We start from the raw sequence: 17333 nt of genomic DNA, 5'->3' as shown, positions 1-17333 counted from the left end.
TTTGCCGCCCGCATGACCCCAACCGCAGAACAGCAACGCCTGCTGCGCCTGGCCACCCGCGCCTCGCTGGCAGTGGCCAGTATCCTGGTGTTGAGCAAGGCCGTGGGCTGGTGGCTGAGTGGCTCGGTCAGCCTACTGGCGGGGCTGACCGACTCAGCGCTCGATGCAGTGGCGTCATTGCTCAACCTGCTGGCGGTGCACTACGCGCTGCGCCCGGCTGATGATGATCATCGCTTTGGCCACGGCAAGGCCGAGGCGCTCGCGGGCATGGCCCAGGCGCTGTTCATTGGCGTCAGTGCGGTGCTGATCGGCGTGCAGGCGGTGGAGCGCCTGCGCGCACCACAGCCGCTGGGGGATACTGCGGCGGGTATTGCGGTGATGGTGCTGTCACTGGTCCTGACCCTGGCGTTGTTGGCGTTTCAGCGCAAGGTCATCCGCGCCACCGGCTCCACTGCGGTGCGCGCCGACTCGCTGCACTATCGCTCCGATCTGCTGCTAAACGGCAGCATTCTCTTGGCGCTGCTGCTGGCAGGCTTTGGTTGGCCCCAGCTGGATGCGCTGTTTGGCCTGGGAATCGCGTTGTACATTCTCTGGAGCGCGATTCAGATCGCTCGGGAAAGTACTGCGATTCTGATGGACAAGGAGCTGCCGGCAGACGTGGGTGAGCGGATGCTGGAGTTGGTCTGCGCGATTCCCGGCGTGCGCGGTGCGCATGATTTGCGCACGCGGGTGTCTGGCAGTTACTGGTTCGTGCAGTTGCACCTGGAGTTGCCTGGCGAGCTGGCGCTGCATGATGCCCATGAGCTGTGCGTGCAGGCTTCAGCGGTGATCCGCCAGCGTTATCCACAGGCCGATGTGATGGTGCATGCTGATCCTGTGTGATTCGCTATCGCGGGGCAAGCCCGCTCCCACGCCAATCGATTTCGCCTGAACAACGTGGGGCTTGCCCCGCGATTAGCGAACCACACAGGATCGACTTCGACTGAACAGCGTGGGAGCGGGCTTGCCCCGCGATAGCGCACTCAGTTGATGCTGTAGCCGCGCCCACTCAAGCAGGCCCCCAGCGCCCGCCGATAGGTGTCGGCGACATTGGCCGCCGGTGCATAACTGGCCTGCGCCGGATCGAATCCAGACTGCTCCACCGCCCAGCGATGGCACTGGTAGCGATCCTGATCCTGCTGCTGCGGCGTCTGCCCATAGCTGGGATAGGCGATCACATCGTAGCCATTGCCTGCCTGTGGCGCTGGCATCGGCACACTGGCAGGCGGGCTGACCACCACGTACTCACGGCTGTCAGCCTGGTAGCGGTAGTAGGTGTCGGCCACCAGGAAGAACAACGCGCCACTGAGCCAGACCTCCTGGGCATACGACGGCAGGTAAGTCACCCGCACGCCATAGGGCGGACGCACCACCACATAGCCAGCGCCATGCGGCCGGTACCAGTAGCCGCCTGAGTAGAAGTAATCCTGCCCGCGGTACGGCACCTTCCAGTAGCGATCCGGGAAATGCTCGATCGCCTGCCCAGGCCGATACTGCGGCCCTGGGCCCCAGCCATTGCCATGGCCATCCGGCCGCCCTGGCCAGTTATCGCCTGGCCGCTGCCCCGGACCACCGGCCTGCCAGTAGCGGTTATCGCCATTGCGCCGAGGGATGTCCTGGTAATAACCCTGGCGCGCAGGCTGGGTCTGGCGCGCTTCGTCTCGCGAGTTCAGCGGCGAGCTGCCAGCGCTGCCGGAGTTCGGATCCTGCGGTGCGTGCCCGCCGTGCCCATCGCCCGGCCCCTGGGCCAGCACCCCCAGGCTGACGCCCATGCCCAGCAAACCAACACCTGCCAACTGCCAGATGCGCGACCTCATGTTGTCCCTCTCGAATACGGCAATGAACCTGCTGGCAGTCTACCGCGACCTCCTGGCAGGCAGATGAAAATCCAGACATGAAAAAAGGGAGGCCAATGGCCTCCCTTTGCGAATTGTCGTCCGTGCTCGGCGCTTGTGACGCCGGCTCACCTCACTCGGTCTGGTAAACCGTGTGTAGCCCGGGGGCCGGCGGATCCTGTTGGATGGCGGGCCGCGAGCGGCCTCCTGGGCCGGTCGCCGTGGACTGATGTCCGGGCAGTGATTCTGGTGATAAAGATACCGGCAAGGCACCAGCAGGGGATTGCTAAGATTGCTCAGATAAATAGCACTTGCGCAATTTTTAACCCTGGATTGATAATTCACCGCAATCCGAACAGAAAAGGCCCCTTTCATGAGCAAACTCGACCGCTACGACCTGAGCATCCTTGCCGAATTGCAGCGCGATGCGCGCATCTCCAATCAGGAACTGGCCGAACGCATCGGCCTGTCGCCCTCGCCGTGCTCGCGTCGGGTCAAGCAGCTCGAAGACGACGGCTACATCTCGCGCCAGGTGGCGCTGCTGGACCGCAAGAAGCTTGGCTTGAGCCTGACCGCCTACGTGCTGATCGGCATGGACCGACATACCCCTGAGCGTTTCGAAACCTTCGAGACTGCCGTGCGCAGCCTGCCGCAGGTGCTCGAGTGCAGCCTGGTTACCGGGATGGACGCCGACTACCAGCTCAAAGTGGTGGTACCGGACATGGACCACTACCAGAAATTACTACTAGGCAGCCTGACCCGTATTGAAGGCGTCACCAGCGTGCGTTCGAGCTTCGTGCTCAATCAGGTGCTGGCCAGCACTGAGCTGCCATTGACCCACCTGCGTTAACAGGCCTTGAAGCCGGGCGTATAATCCGCCGCTTCAGCCTGCCCGGAGAGCACCGATGGATCCTGCAAAATTCGAAGAGTGGATGATGATCACCCTGGTCACCCTCCTGATCGGCTTCATGGGCTTCATCGTCTGGGACCTGGCGAAGAAGTCCAAGGCAGGGCGCTTCGGTACGCTGATCCTGTTCTTCGTGCTTGGGCTTGGAGTGCTGGCGTTTATCATCAAGACCATCGTGGTGGGGATGATCGAAGGCGTTTGAGGGGCAGACTGCACCCCCTGTAGGAGCAGGCTGGCCCCGCGATGGCGCCAGCACTACCCGAGACCTACAGCTTCGCCGCAACCTCACGCCAACAGCCCTGATCCAGCCCGTCCAAGGTCCAATCGCCAATTCGCACTCGCACCAGGCGCAAGGTCGGCAAGCCAACCGCCGCCGTCATGCGCCTGACCTGCCGGTTACGCCCCTCACGAATCACCAGCTCCAACCAGCTGGTCGGCACGCTCTTGCGAAACCGCACCGGCGGATTACGCGGCCACAGCTGCGGCTCAGGCAACTGCCGAGCCTCGGCCGGCAGGGTCATGCCGTCATTGAGTTCAACACCCTCGCGCAGCTGCTTGAGCTGCTGCTCGGTCGGCTCGCCCTCCACTTGCACCCAGTAAGTCTTGGCCAGCTTGTGCTTGGGGTCGGCAATGCGCGCCTGCAAGCGGCCGTCATTGGTCAGCAGCAATAGCCCTTCGCTGTCGCGATCCAGCCGGCCGGCCGGATAGATGCCGGGGATATCGATGAAATCCTTGAGCGTCGCGCGCCCTTCGCCGTCGCTGAACTGGGTCAGTACATCAAATGGCTTGTTGAACAGGATCAGGCGCGGCTCGGCCGGCGGCGCCTTGGCTTGGCGACGCGGGCCGGCAGCAGGCCGCGCCTGGGGGCGGCGCGGCTTGGAACGGGGTGGCAGGGACATGGATCCTCAGCGGAACGGCGGCTCATCGAAGCTGCGCAGTTTACGCGAGTGCAGCGAATTGAGCTCGGTGCGCAGCAGATCCAGCGCGGCAATGCCGATCTTCAGGTGCTGGCTGACCGCCCGGTTGTAGAAGGCGTTGGCCGAGCCCGGCAACTTGATTTCACTGTGCAGCGGCTTATCGGACACACACAGCAAGGTGCCGTACGGCACGCGCAGGCGATAACCCTGGGCGGCAATGGTGCCACTTTCCATGTCCACCGCCACCGCCCGCGACAGGTTGATCAGCGGCCGCTCCTGGGCCCAGCGCAGCTCCCAGTTGCGGTCGTCGTAGGTCAGCACGGTGCCGGTGCGCAGGCGCTTTTTCAGCTCGTCGCCACGCTCGCCAGTGACTTGCGCGGCAGCTTCCTGCAGCGCCAGCTGGACTTCGGCCAGGGCCGGAATGGGGATGTTCGGCGGCACCACCCGGTCGAGAATGCCGTCGCGACGCATGTAGGCGTGGGCCAGCACGTAGTCGCCGATGGTCTGCGACTGGCGCAGGCCGCCACAGTGACCGATCATCAGCCAGCAGTGCGGACGCAGTACGGCCAGGTGGTCGGTGATGTTCTTGGCGTTGGATGGACCGACGCCGATGTTGACCAAGGTGACACCATCGCCATCGGCGGCAATCAAGTGGTAGGCCGGCATCTGGTAGCGGTGCCACACCACGCTGGCGACCAGCGCCTGGGTCTCGCCGTCATCCATGCCCTTTTCGATGATCACGTTGCCGGGCAGGACCATGCGCACGAAGCGTGGATCTTCGCGCAGTTGCTCAAGGCCATGGCCGATGAACTGGTCGACATAGCGATGGTAGTTGGTCAGCAGGATCCACGGCTGCACGTGGCGCCAGTCGCTGCCGGTGTAGTGCACCAGGCGACGCAGGGAGAAGTCCACGCGGGCGGCATCGAACAGGGCCAGCGGCAGCGTTTCGGCGTTGCCCCAGTCCCACAGGCCATCGGCGATGTTGTCGGTGGCGGCCGACAGGTCGGTGCTGGGGAACACCCGCGCAAGTTCGGCGGCGGTAATGCCGGTGCCGGCCAGTTCGTCACCCTGCTCGACCACGTACGGGTACGGGATGTTCTGCTCGCTGACACCGACTTCCACCGTCACGGTGTAGTCGTGCATCAGCGGGCGCAGTTGCTCGAGCAGATAACCGCGAAACGCTGCTGGCTGGGTGATGGTGACGCTGTAGGTACCGGCTACCTGGACCTTGGCATAGGCGCGGGTGGTCGCGGCGACTTCGCCATGGCTGTAGTAGGTCAGGCGCAGCGCGGGATAGCGGTAGAGACTGCGCTCTTCGGCATCCGGTTCGGTGCGATCTTTCAGGTAACGTTTGAGGGCCTGGCTGAGGGCCCCGGTGGCCTGTTCATGCAAAGCCGCCAGACGGTCGACGGCCTGTTCGGGGGTATCAACGACTACAAACGCTTGGCTCACGCTGGGCTTCCTGTCTTCTGACATGCATGGCTTCCATCTTGCCTGCCTTCGCGGGCAATTACATCCCCGCAAGTCTGTTCGTCCTCATCGCGGGGCAAGCCCGCTACCACGCACCCTCTATTGCCTGTGAATTTAGTGGGAGCGGGCTTGCCCCGCGATGCAGGCGACTCAGGCCGACCACACTGGCGTAGCCCGCGCCACCAACGCCTGGACATCTACCCCACGCGGCAGCGCGCCATACACCCGCCCTCCGCCACCCAACCGGCTACCGATAAACGCATCGCTGACAACGCTATTGCCGGCCTCCAGCAGCAATTTGGCCTGCAGCGCAATGGCAATATCCTCGGTCAGCTGGCGCGCCCGGTACTGGATATCGTCGGTATCGGCAAACGCGCCCTTGAGATTGCCGATATGCGCCGCCAAGCGCGGATCACCGTGGCCATCGCCCAGTTCGACGAACAGTGCATCGAGCACCCCAGGCTCCTTGGACAGCGCCCGCAACACATCCAGGCATTGCACGTTGCCCGAGCCTTCCCACGTGGAGTTGACCGGCGCCTCGCGGTACAGCCGCGGCAGGATGCTGTCTTCGACATAGCCTGCGCCGCCCATGCACTCGGCGGCTTCATTGATCATGGCTGGCGCCCGCTTGCAGATCCAGTACTTGCCCACCGCCGTCACCAGCCGGGCGAAGTGCGCTTGCTGTGGATCGTCCAACTGATCCAGCGCCTGGCCCATGCGCAGGCTCAGGGCCAACGCCGCTTCGCTCTCCAGAGCCAGATCGGCGAGCACGTTCTGCATCAATGGCTGCTCGCTCAGCACCCGCCCGCCCACCTTGCGGTGGGCGCAGTGATGCGCCGCTTGGGTCAGCGCCTGGCGCATCAGGGCGCTGGAGCCGACCATGCAGTCGAAGCGAGTCATCGCGACCATCTCGATGATGGTCGGCACGCCGCGGCCTTCTTCGCCAATCATCCAGGCCAAGGCGCCGCGAAACTCGACTTCGCTGGAGGCATTGGAGCAGTTGCCCAGCTTGTTCTTCAGGCGCTGGATATAGAACTGGTTGCGGTTGTCGTCCGGCCGGTGGCGTGGCAGCAGGAAGCAGCTCAGGCCCTTGTCGGTCTGGGCCAGGGTGAGGAAGGCGTCGCACATCGGCGCCGAGCAGAACCACTTGTGCCCGACCAGTTCGTAGGCCTGGCCCGGCCCAGGCGCACCCACCGGATAGGCCCGAGTGGTATTGGCCCGCACATCGGTGCCGCCCTGCTTCTCGGTCATGGCCATGCCAAGGGTGACCCCAGCCTTGTGCCGGTCGCCGACATTGCGCGGATCGTATTCACGCGCCAGCACCTTGGGCAGCCAATACTGGGCCAACTCCGGCTGCAGGCGCAGCGCCGGCACGGCGGCGAAGGTCATGGTCAGCGGGCAACCGGTACCGGCTTCGGCCTGGCTGTGCAGGTAGGTCATCGAAGCGCGGGCCACGTGAGCGCCAGGACGAGGCTCGGCCCAGGGCAGCGACGGCAGGCCATGTTCGACCGCGGTGCGCATCAGCTCGTGATAGGCGGGGTGAAACTCGACCAGGTCGATACGATGGCCGTAGCGGTCGTGGCTGCTGAATTCGGGTTTGTGCGCGTTGGCCAAAAAGCCTGCGGCCATCAGTGGGCCGCCCGCCAGGGCGCCGTAGGCATCGATCCGTGACTCGGCCCAGCCGGCACCGAAATGCCGCGACCATTGCTGCAAGGGTAGGTCGAGGCGGTAGAGGTTGGCGCCATCCAGAGAAGGCGGCTGGTTGGTCACTTCGTGGGTTTCGGCGTACTGGTGCAGGGTCATCGGGGGCTCCTGGATCCGGGTGGGCCTGAGAGTCCCAGTGAAGCACCGCTTGGCCTTCAGTCAAAGTGACAAAAATGCCTATGTAGGAGCTGGCTTGCCCGCTTTGGGACACGCAGCGCCCCCAACAACCTAAAGCCGTGCCGCCCGCCCAGAAGGCAATTGCACCTGCGCCACCGCCAAATTCAGACTCAACTCAAACCGACTGCCCAACCCCCGCGTCGACTCATGCGACAACCTGCCGTCGATCAACTCGCCCAATTGCCGGCAGATCGACAGGCCAATCCCCAACCCGCCATAACGCCGGGTCATCGAGCCATCCACCTGGAAGAAGCGCTGATAAAGAATCGCCTGGTCCAGATCATCGAAGCCGATCCCGCTGTCACTGACGATGAACGACACCGCCAGGCTATCAGGCCCTACCCGGCGTCCGCGGACCTGGATCATCACCCCACCTTGATGGGTGAACTTCAAGCCGTTATCCACCAGGCAAGCCAGGCAGCGCATCAGTTTCTGCGCATCGCCAAGCAACTCATCAGGTAGGTCAGCCGGAATATCCAAGCTCAGGTACAAGCCCTTGCCCAAGGCTTGCCCGGCAAATCCGGCACGCAAGTCCTGGAGCTGACGACGCAGGCTGAAGGGTACGTTCTGCGCACGCAAGCGCCCCGCTTGCAGCTCAGTGAGGATGAGGATGTCGTCGACCATGGCCATCATGTCCTGCGCCGAACCTGCGGCGGTGCGATGGTACTGGGCATGCTCGGCGTTCATCGGCAGGGTATGCATCAGTTCCAGCGAGCCGATTACACCATTCATCGGCGTACGCAACTCGTGGGTGACCGTGGCCAGGAATTCGTCCTTGAGGCGGTTACTCCTGGCCAATTGCTGGTTCAACTGCTCAAGCGTACGGCCAGTTTCGCGCAGGGTCTGGGCTTGCTGCTCACGCAAGCTGTTGATGCGGTCGGCCAGGGCCAGCGACAACAGCGCCACTTCCAGCGCCGAACCCAACTGGCTGGCATACATGGTGATAAATACGTTGGGCAGGTAGCCAAGCACCATCAGCGTGTTGACCAGCCCGCCGAGCAGAAACGCCGTCCAGGCAATGATGAACCAGCGCGCCACGCGCAAACCGCTCCACCAGGCGTACAGCCCAGCAGTAAAGATGCTCACCGTGAACAACAGCGCCAGCACCGTGGCCATGCGCAGCGCCACCCCATAGCGCAAGGTCACGGCCAGCACCATGACCACTGCCCCACCGAGCATCAACAACTGCAGCAGACGATCGAACCCTCGGCTGAGCCTGCCCAGGCGCAGGAAGTGGCGGGCGAACTGACAGCCGAACAACCCAGCGGCGCCAATGAACAGCGGCGTCGACGCATTGGCCCACCACGGGTTGTCAGGCCAGAAATACGCGACCCCGGCGCCATTGACCGACACCTGGTACATGCCGAACGAAGCGATATAGAGGATGTAATACAGATAGCTGACATCGCGCACGCTGATGTAGATGAACAGGTTGTACACCAACATCACCAGCAGCACGCCGTAGATCATGCCCAGCACATATAGCCGGGTTGGCTGGTCTTCCATATAGGCATTGACCGACCACAGCGTCAGCGGCGCCTGGATCGAGCCTTGGCTGTGCAGGCGAAGATAAGCCGTGGTCGCCTGCCCCGGCTGCATGGGCAGCTCGAACAGATAGTTGTTTTGCAGGATCTGTCGGGTCGCGTAGGGCAAGGCATCGCCAGTGCGCTGCGCCAGGCGATAACCGCCCTGGCCATCAGGCAAATACAGCTCCAGGTGATCGAGCGGCGGATAGGCCAGCTCCAGCAACCATGGGCGGCTGCTTTGCGTGGAAGGCGCGTTGTAGCGCAAGTCGATGCGCAGCCAGAACACCGAGGTCGAATAACCGGCGTTGAGCACATCATCCTGGTGCTGGTGGAAACGATTGGCCCAGGCCGGCGAACTGACCTCGGCAATACTGGCGTTGCCTGCGCGGTCTTCGAAGACCTGCATGACCTTGCCCAAAGGCAGACGCCGGGTAGCGTCGTCGAAATCGACTGCTCCGGCGAGCACGGGCCAGTAGCCCAGAAGCACAATCAGCAAATAGCGCATTACAGCCCCAGCATGGTCTGTCCGGTCGCGTCGCGGCGGCCTCCCTTCCCTTTGAGACGACGGTATGCGGCAGAGCCTGTTTATCGAGTTATCCGTGCACTCTAGCATAGCTTCCCGGGGTGGCCATCAGCCACTGGTAAATTTACCAGAAAGGCTCTAAATCAATACTTTCAAGCCAGAACAAAAACCAATCCTGACCACTTGATCAACAAAATCCACATGCAGGGCGCTTCGCGCAAATAGGTTTGGTGGTAAGCTCGCCGACCATGAATACCTACAGCTCCCGCCCCGTTGTCCTCTGTCTCTCCGGCCACGACCCCAGTGGCGGCGCCGGCCTGCAGGCAGATATCGAAGCCCTGATCGCTCAAGGCTGTCACGCCGCGCCCGCCGTGACTGCCCTGACCGTCCAGGATACCGTCAACGTTTCCGACTTCCGCGTGCTCGACCGCGAGTGGGTATTGGCCCAGGCCAACGCCGTTCTCGCCGACTCCACGGTCGCTGCGGTCAAGCTGGGCATGCTCGGCTCGATCGAGATGGTCGACACGGTCGCCGAGCTGCTCGCTGCGCACCCGCACTTGCCGCTGGTCTGCGACCCGGTGCTGCGCGCCGGTGGTGGCGGCCGCCTGGGCAAGGACGAAGTCGGCTATGCCGTGCGTGAGCGACTGTTGCCGCTGGCGACCATCGCCACGCCGAACCTGCCCGAAGCACGCATCCTCGCCGAACTGCCCGAAGGCACTGCCGACCAGTGCGCGGAAAAACTCCTGCCGTTCTGTAGACACCTGCTGATTACCGGCGGTCACGGCGATGAAGAGCAAATCCACAACCGCCTGTACAGCCGCGACGGCCAGAGCCATACCTGGAAATGCCAGCGCCTGCCTGGCAGCTACCATGGCTCCGGTTGCACCCTGGCCAGCGCCCTGGCCGGTCGCCTGGCCCTTGGCGAGCAGCTCGAGAGTGCCGTACGCAGCGCCCTGGACTACACCTGGCGGACCTTGCGCGACGCCGAGCAACTAGGTCGCGGCCAGTTCGTGCCACGCCGACTGCCCTTGGACTTCTGTTCCTGATTGACGCACACGAGGCTTGAAATGAAGCTACGCGGTCTGTACGCGATCACCGACAGCCAGCTGCTCGCCGGCCGGTTTTTGTCCCATGTCGAAGCGGCGCTCGAAGGCGGTGTCCGCCTGCTGCAGTACCGCGACAAGAGCAGCGACCAGGCCCAGCGCCTGCGTGAGGCCGAGGCGCTCAAAGCGCTGTGCGAGCGCTACGCCGCCGAGCTGATCATCAATGACGACGCCGAGCTTGCCGCGCGCCTGGGCGTTGGCCTGCACCTGGGGCAAACCGATGGGCCGCTGACACCCGCCCGGGCATTGCTTGGGCGCAATGCGATCATTGGCTCGACCTGCCACGCCCAGCTCGACCTGGCCGCGCAGGCCGCCGCTGAAGGCGCCAGCTATGTGGCCTTCGGCCGCTTCTTCAATTCCGTGACCAAGCCCGGCGCGCCGGCCGCCAGCCTCGAGCTGCTGGCGCAGGCCCGCGCCCAGGTGAAACTGCCGATCGCCGTGATCGGTGGCATCACCCTCGACAACGCCGCCCCGCTGGTCGCCCACGGCGCCGACCTGCTGGCGGTGATCCATGGCCTGTTCGGTGCCGACGACGCCCGGGAAGTAACCCGCCGCGCCCGCGCCTTCAACGCCCTGTTCGCTTCCTGATTCGAGAGAGATTTCCATGTCCCGTTCCGAAACCCTGTTCGCCCAAGCCCAGAAACACATCCCCGGTGGCGTCAACTCGCCCGTGCGTGCGTTCAAGAGCGTTGGCGGCACCCCGTTGTTCTTCAAGCACGCTGAAGGCGCCTATGTCATCGATGAAGATGACAAGCGCTACGTCGACTACGTTGGCTCCTGGGGGCCGATGATCCTCGGCCACAGCCATCCTGACGTGCTGGCCTCGGTGCGTAAGCAGCTGGAGCACGGCCTGTCCTATGGCGCCCCGACTGCCATGGAAACCGAGATGGCCGACCTGGTCTGCTCGCTGGTGCCATCGATGGAAATGGTGCGCATGGTCAGCTCCGGCACCGAAGCGACCATGAGCGCCATCCGCCTGGCCCGTGGCTACACCGGTCGCGACGCCATCATCAAGTTCGAAGGCTGCTATCACGGCCACTCCGACAGCCTGCTGGTCAAGGCCGGCTCCGGCCTGCTGACCCAGGGCGTGCCAAGCTCGGCCGGGGTGCCGGCAGACTTCGCCAAACACACCCTGACCCTGCCATTCAACGACATTGCCGCGGTCGAGAAGACCCTGGCCGACGTCGGTCAGACCGTCGCTTGCATCATCGTCGAGCCGGTTGCCGGCAACATGAACTGCGTGCCCCCGGCGCCGGGCTTCCTCGAAGGCCTGCGCGAGCAGTGCGACAAGCATGGCGTGGTGCTGATCTTCGACGAAGTGATGACCGGTTTCCGCGTCTCGCTCGGCGGCGCCCAAGGCCACTACGGCATCACCCCTGACCTGTCGACGTTCGGCAAGATCGTTGGCGGCGGCATGCCAGTGGGTTGCTTTGGCGGCAAGCGCGCGATCATGGAATGCATCGCACCGCTGGGCCCGGTCTACCAGGCCGGCACCCTGTCGGGCAATCCGCTGGCCATGGCCGCCGGCCTGACGACCTTGAAACTGATCAGCCGCCCAGGCTTCCATGATGAGCTGAGCGCCTTCACCAGCAAGCTGCTGGACGGCCTGCAACAGCGCGCCGATGCCGCTGGCGTGCCGTTCGTCACCACTCAAGCGGGTGCGATGTTTGGCCTGTACTTCACCGGCGCCGATGACATCGTCACCTTCGACGATGTGATGGCCAGCGATGTGGAACGCTTCAAGCGCTTCTTCCACCTGATGCTCGAAGGCGGCGTGTACCTGGCGCCGAGCGCCTACGAGGCAGGCTTCACCTCGATCGTGCATGGCGAGACCGAGCTGAAGATCACCCTCGATGCGGCTGAGCGGGCGTTTGCCAAGCTGAAGTAATCGGCCGTCTGCCGGCCTCATCGCGGGGCAAGCCCGTTCCCACGACGCGTCACATTGCCTCGTGGCAGCGGACTTGCCTTGCGATGAGGGCTATTGTGATCTGCATCACACCGCCAGACCACACGCCAGCAAATCCCCACCTGTGCAGAAATTCGAGTAAAACTTTGTAAGGTTGGCGCTGCTTATCCCATAATGTGCCACCAGAGACATCGGACGCAGCTTTGCAGAGGTAAGTCGATCCCCATGAACCGCGCCGGCCGCGCCCTTACCCTGGGCTGCCTGTTGCTTCTTCAGCCCCTGCTGGCCCTGGCGGAGGGCGGTAACTCGTTGCTGATTCCAGCGACGGGGCGTTGCACCCTGAGCGCTCAACCCGAAGACCTGCAAACCGCCGTCAAGGCCTGTGAGCAAACCGCCGAGACTGGGGATGCCCAGGCGCAGTACGAGCTGGGTGAGTTCTACTACACCGGCAGCGGCGATCAGGCCCCGCGTGATCTGAACAAAGCGCTCAACTGGTTCCAGAAAGCCTCGCTGCAAGGCCACGCACAAGCCCAGTACCGCCTCGGCTCGATGTTCTTCCATGGTGAAGGGGTCAAGGCCAACAACGTACAGGCCTATATCCTGCTGAAGATGGCTGCGGTCAACGGCGCTGAAGACGCGCTGGACATGGCCGACGAAGTCACCGAGCAGATGCCCCGCGACGAACTCGAGCATGCCACCCAGGTGCTGGGGCAGATCTTCCGCAAATACCTGCTCGAATTGCAGAACGCCGAAGGGCGCAGCCCCTTCTCTCCCCTGCCTTAAGCGTTACTTCTCCGGCATCGGCATCGGGAACGGCATGACATTGCCAGTGTTCTTCGCTTCGCTGATCTTCGCCGTACCCAGCCGCTCGACCTCATCGATACGCACGATCGAATGCATCGGCACGAAGCTGCGGATCACCCCCTCGAACTGCGCCTTGAGCTTCTCTTCGCTGGGGTCTACCACCACCTGGGTGCGCTCACCGAAGACGAACTCCTCGATTTCCAGAAAGCCCCACAGATCGCTCTGAAAGATCTGCTTGGCGTACATTTCGAACACCTGCCCCTGGTTGAGGAAGATGACTTTATAGATGGCAGGCTCAGGTTTGCTCATGATCGGCGTGGGGACACATACGGTTGAAAATGGGCCGCATCATAGCAGACCACGGCAGCCGCGCAGTGCCCCAGCACCCTTGCGCCGCCAAGCTGCACTCAGGCACCCTGGCTAGCAACGACCCTTGATCGTTTCAGTGCTTTCGCCACTGTCAATCAAGGGTTATTCTTGGGTTCACCTCTATTGCCGTCGAGCGGCCAAAAACGACCTTGAACGCACCCATACAACCTCATCGCTTCATCCTCGAACCTTTCGAGGCCCACCGTTTCGCCAACTTGTGCGGCCAGTTCGACGAGCACCTGCGCCTGATCGAGCAACGCCTGGCCATCGAGATCCGCAACCGCGGCAACCAGTTCGAACTGCTTGGCGAGCCCAAGGCCACCTCCGCCGCCGAGCAGCTGCTGCGCCGTCTCTATCGCGAGACCAAGGCCACCGAGCTGTCGCCGGAAACGGTCCACCTTTATCTGCAGGAGTCGGCGGTCGAGCACATCGACAACCCGGCGGTCAATGAAGTCAGCGTCTCGCTGCGCACGCGCAAGGGCAACATCCGTCCGCGCGGCCTCAACCAGCAGCGCTACGTCAAAGAGATCCTGGCCAACGACATCAACTTCGGCATCGGCCCGGCCGGTACCGGCAAGACCTACCTTGCCGTTGCCTGCGCCGTCGACGCGCTGGAGCGCGAACAAGTGCGGCGCATCCTGTTGGTGCGCCCGGCGGTCGAGGCGGGCGAAAAGCTCGGCTTCCTGCCTGGCGACCTGGCGCAGAAGATCGACCCCTACCTGCGCCCGCTGTACGACGCTCTCTATGAGATGCTCGGCTTCGAACACGTCGCCAAGCTGATCGAGCGCCAGGTGATCGAGATCGCCCCGCTGGCCTACATGCGCGGACGCACCCTGAACAACAGCTTCATCATCCTCGACGAAAGCCAGAACACCACGCTCGAGCAGATGAAGATGTTCCTCACCCGCATCGGCTTCGGCTCGACCGCGGTGATCACCGGCGACATCACCCAGGTCGACCTGCCGCGCGGCACCAAGTCGGGGCTGGCGCACGTGATCGAGGTGCTCAAGGACGTGCCGGGCATCAGCTTTACCCATTTCCAGCCTAAAGACGTCGTGCGCCACCCGCTGGTGCAACGCATCGTCGAGGCCTATGACCGTTTCGAAGGCCGCCAGGCCCAGGCCGAGGCACCTGCCCGCGATGCTTGAACTCGACCTGCAACGGGCCACGGATGCCGCCGCCCCTGATGACGCCGCCTTCCGCCGCTGGTGCGAACTGGCCCTGCGCCAGCGCAGCGCCGACTCGGAAATGACCATCCGTCTGGTCGATGAAGCCGAAGGTCGTGAGCTCAATCACACCTATCGTCACAAAGACTACGCGACCAATGTGCTTTCCTTCCCTGCCGACGTGCCGGACGAGCTGCTCGACATTCCGCTGCTGGGCGACCTGGTGATCTGCGTGCCAGTGGTCGAGCGCGAAGCGGCCGAACAGGGCAAGGCGCTTGAAGCGCATTGGGCGCACCTGGTCATTCACGGCTGCCTGCACCTGCTCGGCTACGATCACATCGAAGATGATGAAGCCGAGGAAATGGAAGCACTGGAACGAACATTGCTGGCCGAACTGGGTCACCCGGACCCCTACGCCGACGACGAACTCCCTCACCACGATATCTGCAAGGAACACGAGTAACCGCCATGAGCGAAGACCGATCGAGCAACGGGCAAAAGTCCTGGCTGGGTAAACTGACCCAGGCTTTTGCCCATGAGCCGAAAAACCGCCAGGAGCTCCTCGAGCTGCTGCGCGAAGCCCATCAGAACAAGCTGCTCGACAGCGAAGCGCTGACCATCGTCGAAGGTGCCATCCAGGTCGCTGACCTGCAGGTGCGCGACATCATGGTGCCGCGCTCGCAGATGATCAGCATCAAGGCCAGCCAGTCGCCTCGTGAGTTCCTGCCGTCGGTGATCGACGCCGCCCACTCGCGCTACCCGGTGATTGGCGAAAGCCACGATGATGTGCTCGGGATCCTGCTGGCCAAGGACCTGCTGCCGCTGATCCTCAAGGAGAATGGCGACAGCTTCAACATCAAGGACCTGCTGCGTCCGGCCACTTTCGTGCCGGAATCCAAGCGCCTGAACGTGCTGCTGCGCGAGTTTCGCGCCAACCACAACCACATGGCCGTGGTCATCGACGAATACGGCGGTGTGGCAGGCCTGGTGACCATCGAAGACGTGCTTGAGCAGATCGTCGGCGACATCGAGGACGAACACGATGTCGAGGAAGACAGCTACATCAAGCCACTGCCCAGCGGCGATTTCCTGGTCAAGGCGCTGACGCCGATCGAGAACTTCAACGAGTTCTTCGACAGCGAGTTCTCTGACGATGAGTTCGACACCGTGGGCGGCTTGGTCATGAGTGCCTTCGGCCACCTGCCCAAACGCAATGAAACCACTGAGATCGGCGCCTACCGCTTCCGCATTCTCAACGCCGACAGCCGGCGTGTTCACTTGCTGCGCCTGACCCCGATTACCCGTTAAGGAAAACCATGCGCTGGATCACCCGCCCCGGCTGGCCCGGTAACCTGCTGGCCATGGCGGCCGGCGCGTCTACCCTGCTGGCCCTGTCGCCGTTTGACTTCTGGCCACTGGCCTTGCTCGCCTTGGGCCTGTTCTACGCCGGCCTGCGCGAGCTGAGCCCACGCCAGGCCATGGCCCGTGGCTGGTGCTACGGCTTCGGCCTGTATGGCGCCGGCACCAGCTGGATCTACGTCAGCATGAACACCTACGGCGGCGCCTCGCCGCTGCTGGCGATCGTGCTGTTGGTGGCGTTTTTTGCAGCCATTGCCTGGTTCTTCGCTCTGCCCGCCTGGTTCTGGGCGCGCTGGCTGCGCCGTAACGAGGCGCCGCTGGCCGATGCCTTGTGCTTCGCGGCCCTGTGGCTGCTGCAGGAGGCCTTCCGTGGCTGGTTCCTGACCGGTTTCCCCTGGCTGTACTCCGGCTACAGCCAGCTGGACGGGCCATTGGCCGGCCTGGCCCCGCTGGGCGGCGTATGGTTGATCTCGTTTGCCCTGGCCTTGACGGCAGCGCTGCTGTGCAACCTGCACCGCCTGCGCGCGCGGCGGTCGTTCCTGGCCATTGGCGTGCTGTTGCTGGTCGGCCCATGGATTCTCGGCATTGCCCTGAAGAACCACGCTTGGACCCGCCCGGCGGGCGAGCCGCTGACGGTCGCGGCAGTGCAAGGCAATGTCGAGCAAGACCTGAAATGGGACCCCGCCCACATCAATGCCCAGCTGGCGCTGTACCGCGACATGAGCTTCACCTCCAAGCCGGTTGACTTGTTGATCTGGCCGGAAACCGCAGTACCGGTGCTCAAGGACCAGGCCCAGGGCTACATCGACATGATGGGCGGGTTCGCCGCCGAGCGGCATTCGGCGCTGATCACCGGGGTGCCGGTGCGGGAAATCGTCCACAAGCAGCGCCGCTACTACAACGGCATCACTGTGGCCGGTGAAGGCGACGGCACTTATCTGAAGCAGAAACTGGTGCCGTTTGGCGAGTACGTGCCGCTGCAAGACATGCTGCGTGGGGCGATCGAGTTCTTCAACCTGCCGATGTCGGACTTCGCCCGCGGCCCTGAAGACCAGGCGCTGTTGCAAGCCAAGGGCTACCAGATCGCCCCGTATATCTGCTACGAAGTGGTCTATCCCGAGTTCGCCGCCAGCCTGGCCGCCCGCAGCGACCTGCTGCTGACCATCAGCAACGACACCTGGTTCGGCACCTCGATCGGCCCATTGCAGCACTTGCAGATGGCGCAGATGCGCGCGCTGGAGGCTGGCCGCTGGATGATCCGCGCGACCAACAACGGCGTCACCGCGCTGATCGACCCGTTTGGCAAGATCACCGCGCAGATCCCGCAATTCCAGCAGGCGATCCTGTATGGCGAAGTGGTGCCGATGCAGCAGCTCACGCCTTATCTGCAATGGCGCTCTTGGCCGTTGGCGATTCTCTGCGCAGTGCTGATGGGGTGGGCGCTACTGGCCGGGCGCATTGCCAAGACCGTTTGACGGCAGCGCCAAAACCGGCCCTATCGCGGGGCAAGCCCGCTCCCACGCCAATC

Annotated in this window: 17 protein-coding genes; 11 read left to right on the top strand and 6 right to left on the bottom strand. The window is 63.5% G+C overall.

All coding sequences use genetic code 11. The features are described 5' to 3' along the window. Positions 1 to 12 precede the first annotated feature (12 nt). Positions 13 to 882 (top strand): cation diffusion facilitator family transporter, encoded by an 870-nt coding sequence (locus ACF8K2_RS15985; RefSeq protein ID WP_186556693.1) that lies wholly within the window; start codon positions 13 to 15, stop codon positions 880 to 882. Positions 883 to 1022: 140 nt separating this feature from the next. Here ACF8K2_RS15985 and ACF8K2_RS15980 read toward each other — a convergent pair whose 3' ends face one another. Then, positions 1023 to 1856, bottom strand: a complete 834-nt coding sequence (locus tag ACF8K2_RS15980) for a DUF6515 family protein (RefSeq protein WP_392465910.1) — start codon at positions 1854 to 1856, stop codon at positions 1023 to 1025. A gap of 391 nt (positions 1857 to 2247) precedes the next feature. Here ACF8K2_RS15980 and ACF8K2_RS15975 point away from each other — a divergent pair, with 391 nt between their 5' ends. Together ACF8K2_RS15975 and ACF8K2_RS15970 are read left to right on the top strand one after the other, a co-directional pair. After that, positions 2248 to 2724 carry an Lrp/AsnC family transcriptional regulator gene (locus ACF8K2_RS15975; RefSeq protein WP_186556691.1) on the top strand — a complete coding sequence of 159 codons (477 nt, stop codon included), beginning with the start codon at positions 2248 to 2250 and terminating at the stop codon, positions 2722 to 2724. A gap of 55 nt (positions 2725 to 2779) precedes the next feature. Next, on the top strand, positions 2780 to 2983 hold the full coding sequence (locus tag ACF8K2_RS15970; RefSeq protein ID WP_186556690.1) for a DUF2788 domain-containing protein: 204 nt from the start codon (positions 2780 to 2782) through the stop codon (positions 2981 to 2983). Positions 2984 to 3047: 64 nt separating this feature from the next. Here the strand turns inward: ACF8K2_RS15970 and ACF8K2_RS15965 are convergent, their stop codons facing one another. The 4 genes from ACF8K2_RS15965 to ACF8K2_RS15950 form a co-directional block, all read right to left on the bottom strand. Continuing rightward, positions 3048 to 3680 carry an rRNA large subunit pseudouridine synthase E gene (locus ACF8K2_RS15965; protein ID WP_225915625.1) on the bottom strand — a complete coding sequence of 211 codons (633 nt, stop codon included), beginning with the start codon at positions 3678 to 3680 and terminating at the stop codon, positions 3048 to 3050. Between the two features lie 6 nt (positions 3681 to 3686). Continuing rightward, complete coding sequence (gene amn, locus ACF8K2_RS15960) at positions 3687 to 5174, bottom strand: AMP nucleosidase (protein ID WP_392465906.1); 1488 nt, start codon at positions 5172 to 5174, stop codon at positions 3687 to 3689. 144 nt (positions 5175 to 5318) lie between these two features. Beyond that, the gene (locus tag ACF8K2_RS15955; RefSeq protein ID WP_392465904.1) at positions 5319 to 6971 is read right to left on the bottom strand and encodes an acyl-CoA dehydrogenase family protein; all 1653 of its coding nucleotides are present in this window, start codon (positions 6969 to 6971) and stop codon (positions 5319 to 5321) included. A 129-nt stretch (positions 6972 to 7100) separates the two neighbouring features. Beyond that, positions 7101 to 9080 (bottom strand): 7TM diverse intracellular signaling domain-containing protein, encoded by a 1980-nt coding sequence (locus tag ACF8K2_RS15950; protein WP_392465902.1) that lies wholly within the window; start codon positions 9078 to 9080, stop codon positions 7101 to 7103. A gap of 266 nt (positions 9081 to 9346) precedes the next feature. Between ACF8K2_RS15950 and ACF8K2_RS15945 the strand changes: the two genes are divergently transcribed. The 4 genes from ACF8K2_RS15945 to ACF8K2_RS15930 all read left to right on the top strand — a co-directional run bounded on the left by ACF8K2_RS15945 (position 9347) and on the right by ACF8K2_RS15930 (position 12890). Next, the gene (locus ACF8K2_RS15945) at positions 9347 to 10144 is read left to right on the top strand and encodes a hydroxymethylpyrimidine/phosphomethylpyrimidine kinase (RefSeq protein ID WP_264236650.1); all 798 of its coding nucleotides are present in this window, start codon (positions 9347 to 9349) and stop codon (positions 10142 to 10144) included. A gap of 21 nt (positions 10145 to 10165) precedes the next feature. Beyond that, on the top strand, positions 10166 to 10789 hold the full coding sequence (thiE, locus tag ACF8K2_RS15940) for a thiamine phosphate synthase (protein ID WP_392465897.1): 624 nt from the start codon (positions 10166 to 10168) through the stop codon (positions 10787 to 10789). 16 nt (positions 10790 to 10805) lie between these two features. Beyond that, a complete protein-coding gene (hemL, locus tag ACF8K2_RS15935; protein WP_392465895.1) occupies positions 10806 to 12089 on the top strand; it encodes a glutamate-1-semialdehyde 2,1-aminomutase in 1284 nt (427 codons plus the stop codon). Positions 12090 to 12332: 243 nt separating this feature from the next. After that, positions 12333 to 12890, top strand: coding sequence for a tetratricopeptide repeat protein (locus tag ACF8K2_RS15930; protein ID WP_264236647.1), 558 nt, complete (start codon positions 12333 to 12335; stop codon positions 12888 to 12890). Positions 12891 to 12893: 3 nt separating this feature from the next. Here ACF8K2_RS15930 and ACF8K2_RS15925 read toward each other — a convergent pair whose 3' ends face one another. After that, on the bottom strand, positions 12894 to 13220 hold the full coding sequence (locus ACF8K2_RS15925; RefSeq protein WP_186556682.1) for a DUF1820 family protein: 327 nt from the start codon (positions 13218 to 13220) through the stop codon (positions 12894 to 12896). 209 nt (positions 13221 to 13429) lie between these two features. Between ACF8K2_RS15925 and ACF8K2_RS15920 the strand changes: the two genes are divergently transcribed. Genes ACF8K2_RS15920 through lnt form a run of 4 tightly spaced genes read left to right on the top strand, consistent with a single transcriptional unit; the run spans position 13430 to position 17280 of the window. Next, positions 13430 to 14428: a PhoH family protein gene (locus tag ACF8K2_RS15920; protein ID WP_186556681.1), complete on the top strand. Its 999-nt coding sequence runs from the start codon at positions 13430 to 13432 to the stop codon at positions 14426 to 14428. Next, positions 14421 to 14909, top strand: coding sequence for an rRNA maturation RNase YbeY (ybeY, locus tag ACF8K2_RS15915; RefSeq protein WP_186556680.1), 489 nt, complete (start codon positions 14421 to 14423; stop codon positions 14907 to 14909). Before ACF8K2_RS15920 ends, ybeY begins: the two co-directional genes overlap by 8 nt. Before the next feature lie 5 nt (positions 14910 to 14914). Then, complete coding sequence (locus tag ACF8K2_RS15910; protein WP_186556679.1) at positions 14915 to 15754, top strand: HlyC/CorC family transporter; 840 nt, start codon at positions 14915 to 14917, stop codon at positions 15752 to 15754. A gap of 8 nt (positions 15755 to 15762) precedes the next feature. Continuing rightward, on the top strand, positions 15763 to 17280 hold the full coding sequence (gene lnt, locus ACF8K2_RS15905) for an apolipoprotein N-acyltransferase (protein WP_392465889.1): 1518 nt from the start codon (positions 15763 to 15765) through the stop codon (positions 17278 to 17280). Positions 17281 to 17333: the final 53 nt, after the last annotated feature.

Origin of the sequence: Pseudomonas sp. xss_2 (assembly GCF_043104195.1) — a bacterium.
Lineage (GTDB): Bacteria > Pseudomonadota > Gammaproteobacteria > Pseudomonadales > Pseudomonadaceae > Aquipseudomonas > Aquipseudomonas urmiensis.
Note: the sequence above shows the minus strand (reverse complement) of the source record. Positions and strands in the feature narration are given on the sequence as shown.

Bases quoted from the DNA above. Each gene is read 5' to 3' on its own strand.
- ACF8K2_RS15985 (WP_186556693.1), top strand. From the start codon at position 13: ATGACCCCAACCGCAGAACAGCAACGCCTGCTGCGCCTGGCCACCCGC.
- ACF8K2_RS15980 (WP_392465910.1), bottom strand. From the start codon at position 1,856: ATGAGGTCGCGCATCTGGCAGTTGGCAGGTGTTGGTTTGCTGGGCATG.
- ACF8K2_RS15975 (WP_186556691.1), top strand. From the start codon at position 2,248: ATGAGCAAACTCGACCGCTACGACCTGAGCATCCTTGCCGAATTGCAG.
- ACF8K2_RS15970 (WP_186556690.1), top strand. From the start codon at position 2,780: ATGGATCCTGCAAAATTCGAAGAGTGGATGATGATCACCCTGGTCACC.
- ACF8K2_RS15965 (WP_225915625.1), bottom strand. From the start codon at position 3,680: ATGTCCCTGCCACCCCGTTCCAAGCCGCGCCGCCCCCAGGCGCGGCCT.
- amn (WP_392465906.1), bottom strand. From the start codon at position 5,174: ATGTCAGAAGACAGGAAGCCCAGCGTGAGCCAAGCGTTTGTAGTCGTT.
- ACF8K2_RS15955 (WP_392465904.1), bottom strand. From the start codon at position 6,971: ATGACCCTGCACCAGTACGCCGAAACCCACGAAGTGACCAACCAGCCG.
- ACF8K2_RS15950 (WP_392465902.1), bottom strand. From the start codon at position 9,080: ATGCGCTATTTGCTGATTGTGCTTCTGGGCTACTGGCCCGTGCTCGCC.
- ACF8K2_RS15945 (WP_264236650.1), top strand. From the start codon at position 9,347: ATGAATACCTACAGCTCCCGCCCCGTTGTCCTCTGTCTCTCCGGCCAC.
- thiE (WP_392465897.1), top strand. From the start codon at position 10,166: ATGAAGCTACGCGGTCTGTACGCGATCACCGACAGCCAGCTGCTCGCC.
- hemL (WP_392465895.1), top strand. From the start codon at position 10,806: ATGTCCCGTTCCGAAACCCTGTTCGCCCAAGCCCAGAAACACATCCCC.
- ACF8K2_RS15930 (WP_264236647.1), top strand. From the start codon at position 12,333: ATGAACCGCGCCGGCCGCGCCCTTACCCTGGGCTGCCTGTTGCTTCTT.
- ACF8K2_RS15925 (WP_186556682.1), bottom strand. From the start codon at position 13,220: ATGAGCAAACCTGAGCCTGCCATCTATAAAGTCATCTTCCTCAACCAG.
- ybeY (WP_186556680.1), top strand. From the start codon at position 14,421: ATGCTTGAACTCGACCTGCAACGGGCCACGGATGCCGCCGCCCCTGAT.
- ACF8K2_RS15910 (WP_186556679.1), top strand. From the start codon at position 14,915: ATGAGCGAAGACCGATCGAGCAACGGGCAAAAGTCCTGGCTGGGTAAA.
- lnt (WP_392465889.1), top strand. From the start codon at position 15,763: ATGCGCTGGATCACCCGCCCCGGCTGGCCCGGTAACCTGCTGGCCATG.